The organism is Halomonas sp. A3H3, from assembly GCF_000982975.1.
GTDB lineage: Bacteria > Pseudomonadota > Gammaproteobacteria > Pseudomonadales > Halomonadaceae > Vreelandella > Vreelandella titanicae.
This window is the reverse complement of the sequence record NZ_HG423343.1, coordinates 1,417,892-1,424,266: the sequence shown is the minus strand read 5'-3', so window position 1 is coordinate 1,424,266 and position 6,375 is coordinate 1,417,892. Positions and strand designations below refer to the sequence as shown.

The window sequence follows — 6,375 nt, the reverse complement described above, 5'->3', positions numbered from 1 at the left end:
AACGACCACGACCACGACCACGACCACGACCACGACCACGACCACGATAGCGATATCTACTCGGGCTATTTTGATGACGACCAGGTTGAGGATCGCGCGCTATCTGACTGGGAGGGTGATTGGCAGTCCGTTTATCCCTACCTACAAGATGGCACCCTTGACGAAGTGTTTGCGCATAAAGCAGACAATGGCGACAAGACCGCCGAAGAGTATAAAGCGTATTACGATACCGGTTATCAAACGGATGTAGAGCGTATCGTTATTGATGGAAGCGACGTCACTTTCTTTGAAAATGGCCAAGAGCGCACGGGTGAATACCAATACGATGGCTATGAAATTTTAACTTACCAAGCCGGTAACCGGGGTGTGCGGTTCATCTACGCGCTTGAAGAAGCATCCGATGATCTACCCCAGTACATCCAATTTAGTGTCCACAGTATTTACCCCACCGATGCGCATCACTTCCATCTCTATTGGGGCGATGACCGTGAGGCGCTGTTAGAAGAAGTTACCAACTGGCCGACTTATTACCCATACGAGTTGAGCGGTGAAGAAATTGTCGAAGAGATGATTGCGCACTAGCGGTTACCGCCTAAGCGAAAAACATCTTTTGATGTGTACCTAGAAAGCGCTGGCCGAGATGCCAGCGCTTTGCTTTATTAGTACAGGGTAAATACAGCTTCGTGGACATGTTCTAACTTTTTCCGGTTCGGATTTAACCAGCATCAAGAGGTGTCACTATGCGCTTATCGTCTCTCTTTCTGAGTGTCGGGTTTTTGCTATCAAATAGCTTTGCTATCGCGGATGATTCGTGTGCTAGCGCCAATACGCAAACCGAGCTAAACCAGTGCACGGCGCAGGCCTATCAAGCGGCGGATGACGAGCTCAACGCGGTTTACCAAACCGTTGTTAGCCGTCTGGAGGACAATTCAGCGTCACTCGAAAAGCTCAGAGCGGCGCAGCGGGCGTGGATCGGCTTTCGTGATGCTGAGTGCGCGTTTGAAAGTAGTGCTGTGGAAGGCGGTAGCGCCCAACCCATGGTGCGTAACGGCTGTCTGGAAACGCTGACAGCGGAACGTACCGAGCAACTGCGTGAGCATGCTAGTTGTGAAGAGGGCGATCTCAGCTGCTCTCGGTAAACGGCGGTCAAGCGCTAGAATGCAAACCGTTGCCCCGAGGTAAAGGTGTCATCCCTGCTCGGTCAGCCGAGCGAACAGCGGCATAAGCAGCGCGAACAGCTCCGCCTGGGAGGAGATGCAGCACTTGGCGTAGAGTTGGCGGCGGAAGACCTTAACTGTCTGAAGGCTGACGCCCAGGTGTAGGCTGATCTATAGGGATGAGTGGCCTCTTAGAATAAACAGCGCCACCTCTGCCTGGCGCGGGCTTAGCCGGATGCTGTGTTGCTGATTCAGCGTCTCTCTCAGGCGTTCCTCTAAAGGGGCTGGTGCCGCTTTCATCACATCGTCAGAGCGGTAATCTTGCCAGTGTTTTTTCAGCAACGAGCTGAGGGTTAACTCGTACTGTTGCAGAACCTCAAGCTCACGCCTGTTAAAGGGCTTACCACTGGAACGATCCCTACCGAAACAAGCGGTTATCGTATCACTCTCAGTGATATTAGCGAAAACCGCTACCTCGTCTAGTAGTGTGGTCTGATGGTAGTAATTCTTATAGTAATGCGTGCGTCGAAAGTGATCGGGCGCTATATCCCTCAATCGGCGTATACCCTGAACACCGCCTCTGAGGTGCTCGCGGTAAAACGGATCCAGCAGGTAATCTCCCCCTAGATATTGGCTATCCATGGGTAGATAAACGACAGGGTCGGTGTATTCCCGATAGAGCACCGCTGGCCGGTGTTCGCCGTGATAAGCGATGATGATCAAGTTATCGAATGCCGCTAGACGTTTCACCAATGTGGAGAAGTGTTGAGGCAACGCAGGGGTCGCCAACGCCATGAGGGTATTGGCCAGTACTTAGTCAATTTCGCTATGAGTCACCAATTCCACATCCGAAGGCCCATACCACGCTGGGGTTATATACGATCCGATGAGCTGCCAATACCGTTCTAGATAGGTTGGCTACTAGGCATCTCAGTCTAGCTGGACAGCTGCAACGCCAGCAACTGAGGGTTATTAGCCGATCATTAACGGTAGCAAGCTGGTCTAGCCTCGGCGGCTGGCTTGATAAACCACCTCTTCGTTTTGCGCCGGCTCAGCGATTGCCCGCTGTCGGTTCCAACGTTTCCTGGAGATGGATCATGACGGATAACAATATCAAACTGGAAAGAACCCTATCCCTAAAAGCCGTGGTGTTGTTTGGCCTTGCCTACATGACGCCATTGATCGTGCTGGGCACTTTCGGTGTGATTGCCAGCACTAGCAATGGCGCCGTACCCACTGCTTACCTCATCACTACCGTTGCCATGCTATTCACGGCATACAGCTACGGCATTATGGCGCGTACTTATCCGGTAGCCGGGTCTGCCTATACTTACGCACGCAGAGCCATCGACTCGCGTGTTGGCTTTATGGTGGGGTGGAGCGTGCTGTTGGATTATTTCTTCCTGCCGATGGTGATTTGGTTGATCGGCGCTGCTTATTTGAACGCGCGTTTTCCTGAAGTGCCGAGCTGGATATTCCTGCTCGGCTTCATCGGTATCACCACCTTCTTGAATATCTACGGCATCAAGCTCGCGTCCAAAGTGAACTCGTTGTTGATGGTCTTCCAGATACTGGTGATCGCGTTCTTCGTGCTGCTGTCGGTTCGTCACGTATTTGCGACCGGTGGCAGCGACGCGCTTTTTAGCCTAGGGCCGTTCTTGGGTGAAGAGGCTGGCTTTACCGCGATTGCTGCAGGCGCCGCGGTGGCCGCTTACTCTTTTCTTGGCTTCGACGCCGTCACCACACTGACCGAAGAAACCATCGACCCGAAGCGCAATATCCCTAAGGCCATTATGCTCACCGCGCTGATCGGCGGGGGCATTTACGTACTCGTGGGCTACACCACCCAGCTGGTGCATCCTGGCAGCAGTTTCGTAAATTCCGACTCCGCCGCCTTTGAGATTGCCACGACCATCGGTGCGGATCTTTTCGGCGCTATCTTCCTGGCCGGCATGGTGCTCGCCCAGTTCACGTCCGGCCTGGCCGCTCAAGCCAGTGCCTCTCGGTTGCTGTTTGCCATGGGGCGGGACGCGGTACTGCCGCCGAAGCTGTTCGGTGCGCTGCACGCGCGTTTCCACACGCCAGTGTTCAACATCGTCCTCACGGGTGCTATCGGCATCATTGCCTTGTTCCTTGATGTGTTATCTGCCGCCTCGTTTATCAACTTCGGTGCCTTTATCGCCTTCACGATGGTGAACCTGTCAGTGATCTTTCTGGTCAGCAAAGACGCCGATGCAAAGCGCCAGTTTGGTGTGATTAGAGGGATGCTGGTGCCGCTCATCGGTGCCCTGGTTAACCTTTGGCTGATGAGTAAACTGGATATCAACGCCTTTATTCTTGGGCTGATCTGGCTTTCCATTGGTCTCGCCCAGCTGGCCTACCTTACTCGATTCTTCCGTCGCGAACCGCCGGAAGTGGCCTTTGATGAATCCGAGCCCGAGACAGCGCCCACCTCAGTAAAAGCGACCCTTTAAACGGAGATCCACTATGTCCAGAAATTTGCCTGTCCTTGTTGTGCAGGAAGCCTCGCGGCAGCACGGCATTGACTCCGAACTGCTGGACTTCGAGGCCGAGCTGGCGGTACATCTGAGCGATTTCGGTGCTGATTTTGAACAGCCAAGGATGGTGGTTTATCCAGAGCTCCATTTATGCGGTGCCACGGGTACGCCTCAGCAGCGCAGGGAGCAACTGGAAGCCGCGGCTGAACCGATCGATGGCCCCCGTGACCAGCACTTATCACGTATCGCCCGCAACCTGGGAGTATGGCTGCTGCCCGGCACAGTATGCGAGCGGGGAGAGGACGGGCATCTGTACAACACCGCGCCGGTGTATTCGCCCGAAGGTGAGCGAGTGGCCGCCTACCGTAAGTGTTTCCCCTGGCGGCCTTACGAGCCCTATCAGCCGGGAGATCGCTTTGAAGTGTTCGAAGTGCCGGGCATAGGCCGGGTCGGCCTGGCCATCTGCTACGACATCTGGTTTCCCGAGATGGTGCGTCAACTGGCGTGGCTGGGGGCGGAGGTGATCATCAACCAAGTGGCCACCACCACCTGCGACCGCGCCCAGGAGCAAATCCTTGTGCAGGCCAATGCTATTTTCAACCAGGTGTATATGGTGAGCGCTAATTCAGCCGCGCCTGCGGGGGAGGGTCAGAGTTTGATCGTCGACCCCGAAGGCCGCATCCGCGCGCGGATGTCAGGCGCTACCCCGGGCATCCTTACCGATGTACTCAACCTGGGTGAGGTGGAGCGTGTGCGAACCTTCGGCACTGCAGGCTTGAACCGCATGTGGTCTCAGTTCCGAGACGATGACCCAGTGCTGGAATTACCGATGTACGAAGGCCGCATTGATCCACGTAAGTGGAGGGGAAAACGGTAAGCAGCTGACCACCACTCTCTCCAATCCCGCGTTATTCCCATCCCGTGCAACGATGCCATCACCCAGGTGATGGCTGTTGCCTGCAATCAGTTGATTGTTCAGATAGCTGAACAGCTAAATCCCCCAGCGGTAAACGTTACTTCTTCCCGCATCTGCGTCTGGATATCTCAACCCGTTTGCGTCCTCGCAAGGGCAACGAATGGGCGCGGATATCGCGCTTACTGAGAGCCTTATTATCCCTAGCAGCTCCTGCTTACCTGACAGCGTCGGCGTTGAAAGCCTAAAGCTAAGATAGTCAACCGTCTTAAGAAGCCTGTGCTAATCTGGATTGGGTAGGTGAATCAGTTAAAGCAGCAAGACAGGTAAACCGCCCAAGGCGGAGGTGCCGGGTAATGCAGCAGACGCGCGAATACCTGTTAGAGCGAGTTGAGTTCAACCTTTTGGAGCCAGAATGATAGTAAAACGCATAGTCTCCAATATCGCGGCAGCTAACCCATCAGAAGCAGAGAGGTTCTATGCGGACATCTTTGGGCTCAAGGTTGTGATGGATCATGGGTGGATAAGGACCTATAGCTCGGGCGAGGAAATGACCACTCAGGTAAGCGTGGCGTCGGAAGGTGGCTCTGGCACGCCAGTCCCTGATCTCTCTATAGAAGTCGATAACTTGGAGGTTGCTTTGGAGAGAGTGACAGGCGGAAATATTGCAATTGAGTACGGACCAGTAAGTGAGCCATGGGGTGTCCGCCGGTTTTATGTACGAGATCCATTCGGGAAGCTCATTAATGTCTTACAGCACGAGTAATCCTCGAGGATTCTCTAACAATGCGCGTCACTCGGATGCCCTTGTCTCCGCTTCGCTGCGCCAAGGCCACCGGTGCGCTCTGCGTTATGTGTAAGGGAAACCAAAATTAAAGGGGTCAGATCGATTTTATTTTGATCCATGTAAATGGGGCAGGTTGATTTGTTTTAACCAAGCTGGCTGATTTAAAATCTATCTGACCCCTTTTGGTTCATTGCCTCCCGTTCTCCGCCTAGCCCCTAAACCTGCGCGTAGCCCCCGTCAACGAACACCTCGCTTCCTGTCATAAAGCTGCTATCGTCGGACGCCAGGAACGCCACCGCGCCTGCGGTTTCTTGGGGATCGCCCAGACGCTCAAGGGGTACGCTCCGTTTCATCTCGCTCAGGGCGTCGGATGGGAGCAATTCGATTAACTTGTCTGTTTTGGTTGGGCCAGGAGACATGACGTTCACGCGAATGCCGGTGCCCCTGAGATCATGGGCCCAACTGCGCGCCAGGTTTCGGACGGCCGCCTTGGAGGCGCTGTAGATGCTCATGGCGGGGGTTCCCATGCTGCCGACCGTGGAACCGGTGAGGATGATGGAGCCGCCGTTCGTCATCAGGGGAAGGGCCTTCTGGACGGTGAAGAGGGTGCCTTTGACGTTGATGTCGAAGATGTAGTCGTAGTGCTCCTCGGTGATCTGTCCCAGGCTGGCGAATTCGCCGACGCCCGCGTTGGCCACCAGTACGTCCAGGTGTCCTTTTTCTTTCTGGATCGTTTCGAAGACGCGGTCGAGATCCTCTGGCTTTGTCACATCCGCCTGGACGCCCTGGGCGCTAGATCCCAGTGCCTCAGCCGCGTTGTCGAGGACGTCCTGGCGCCGTCCGGCGATAAAGACGAAGGCGCCTTCGTCGATGAGGCGTTGGGCCGAGGCCAGGCCGATGCCGCTGGCTCCGCCTGTGATCAGTGCGATTTTACCGTTTAGCCGATTCATGGTTGGGTCTCCGTGTGTATTGACTCGGTTCGCTTTTACGGTATATACCCACTTACAAATGTTCAAGTAT

General features: G+C 54.7%; 8 protein-coding genes. 6 read left to right on the top strand and 2 right to left on the bottom strand.

The window, feature by feature from the left end; translation table 11 throughout:
• From HALA3H3_RS06195 to HALA3H3_RS27080, 3 genes are all read left to right on the top strand, one after another.
• The coding region (locus HALA3H3_RS06195) for a metal-binding protein ZinT (protein ID WP_053856915.1) at window positions 1–582 on the top strand (582 nt) is incomplete at its 5' end.
• A gap of 158 nt (window positions 583–740) precedes the next feature.
• On the top strand, window positions 741–1,139 hold the full coding sequence (locus tag HALA3H3_RS06190; protein ID WP_022520737.1) for a lysozyme inhibitor LprI family protein: 399 nt from the start codon (window positions 741–743) through the stop codon (window positions 1,137–1,139).
• A 45-nt stretch (window positions 1,140–1,184) separates the two neighbouring features.
• Window positions 1,185–1,322, top strand: coding sequence for a hypothetical protein (locus tag HALA3H3_RS27080; RefSeq protein WP_199105059.1), 138 nt, complete (start codon window positions 1,185–1,187; stop codon window positions 1,320–1,322).
• Window positions 1,323–1,328: 6 nt separating this feature from the next.
• Here the strand turns inward: HALA3H3_RS27080 and HALA3H3_RS06185 are convergent, their stop codons facing one another.
• On the bottom strand, window positions 1,329–1,952 hold the full coding sequence (locus HALA3H3_RS06185) for a hypothetical protein (protein WP_022520736.1): 624 nt from the start codon (window positions 1,950–1,952) through the stop codon (window positions 1,329–1,331).
• A gap of 302 nt (window positions 1,953–2,254) precedes the next feature.
• Here HALA3H3_RS06185 and HALA3H3_RS06180 point away from each other — a divergent pair, with 302 nt between their 5' ends.
• From HALA3H3_RS06180 to HALA3H3_RS06170, 3 genes are all read left to right on the top strand, one after another.
• On the top strand, window positions 2,255–3,631 hold the full coding sequence (locus HALA3H3_RS06180) for an APC family permease (protein WP_022520735.1): 1,377 nt from the start codon (window positions 2,255–2,257) through the stop codon (window positions 3,629–3,631).
• A 13-nt stretch (window positions 3,632–3,644) separates the two neighbouring features.
• Window positions 3,645–4,532 (top strand): carbon-nitrogen hydrolase family protein, encoded by an 888-nt coding sequence (locus HALA3H3_RS06175; RefSeq protein ID WP_022520734.1) that lies wholly within the window; start codon window positions 3,645–3,647, stop codon window positions 4,530–4,532.
• A gap of 451 nt (window positions 4,533–4,983) precedes the next feature.
• The gene (locus tag HALA3H3_RS06170) at window positions 4,984–5,334 is read left to right on the top strand and encodes a VOC family protein (RefSeq protein ID WP_022520733.1); all 351 of its coding nucleotides are present in this window, start codon (window positions 4,984–4,986) and stop codon (window positions 5,332–5,334) included.
• Between the two features lie 236 nt (window positions 5,335–5,570).
• On the opposite strand, the gene HALA3H3_RS06165 is transcribed toward HALA3H3_RS06170, so the two are convergent.
• On the bottom strand, window positions 5,571–6,305 hold the full coding sequence (locus HALA3H3_RS06165; RefSeq protein ID WP_022520732.1) for an SDR family NAD(P)-dependent oxidoreductase: 735 nt from the start codon (window positions 6,303–6,305) through the stop codon (window positions 5,571–5,573).
• Window positions 6,306–6,375 lie beyond the last annotated feature (70 nt).